This window comes from Grimontia marina (assembly GCF_900060185.1).
In the GTDB taxonomy this organism is placed as follows: domain Bacteria; phylum Pseudomonadota; class Gammaproteobacteria; order Enterobacterales; family Vibrionaceae; genus Enterovibrio; species Enterovibrio marinus.
In genome coordinates, this window is the sequence record NZ_FIZY01000202.1 from 1 (window position 1) to 798 (window position 798).

At 60.7% G+C, this 798-nt stretch carries 1 pseudogene; it reads right to left on the minus strand.

The annotated features are described in order from the left end of the window. Positions 1-798 (minus strand): annotated as a pseudogene (locus GMA8713_RS27880) (Ig-like domain repeat protein); the annotation flags it as partial.

The window sequence follows — 798 nt, forward strand, 5'->3', positions numbered from 1 at the left end:
CACCCGCGTCGGTGCCGGTGGCCAGGGTGACGGTGATGTTCACCTGGCCACTCAGCTCGGCGTCATTGATGTAGCCATCGTCGTTGGCATCTTCGGTAATGGTGACCGTTGGGGCCGCCGGGCCGCTATTGAGCACGGCGCTGTCGGCGCCACTGGCGGTGTTGCCCGCCGGATCGGTGACCGTGGCGGTGATTGTCAGACTCTCACCATTGGCTGGCGCATCCACACTTAAGCTGATGCCGTTATCCAGCATATCCTGAGTCACGGGACCGGAGAAGATAAGCGCACCATCCTGATCGGTAATGGTCACGGTATCGCCGACTGCGGTACCTGCGCCCAGCGTCACGGTGAAGTTCACCAGTCCATCGGCGCTGAGTTCGCTGTCGTTAATGTAGCCGTCGTTGTTGGCATCCTCAGTGATCTCCACTACCGGCGCCGCAGGGGCGCCGCCGCCCGCGCCGTAATCCAGGGTGGCAGAGTCATTGCCATTGGCGGTGTTGCCCGCCGGGTCAGTCACGGTGGCTGTGACAGTCACTGTCGTACCCGTAGCAGGGGCTGGCATAGAGACTGACAGGCCGTTATCCAGCATGTCCTGAGTCACGGTGCCGTTAAACAGCTCATTGCCATCCTGGTCCGTGATGATAAGGGTATCGCCAACAGCCGTACCGGCACCCAGGGTGACGCTAATGTCTATCTGGCCATTGAGTTCGGCATCATTGATGTAGCCGTCATTGTTGGCATCTTCGGTAATCACCACAGTCGGCGCGGTTGGGGCGCTGTCGCCGTAATCCAGTGTCG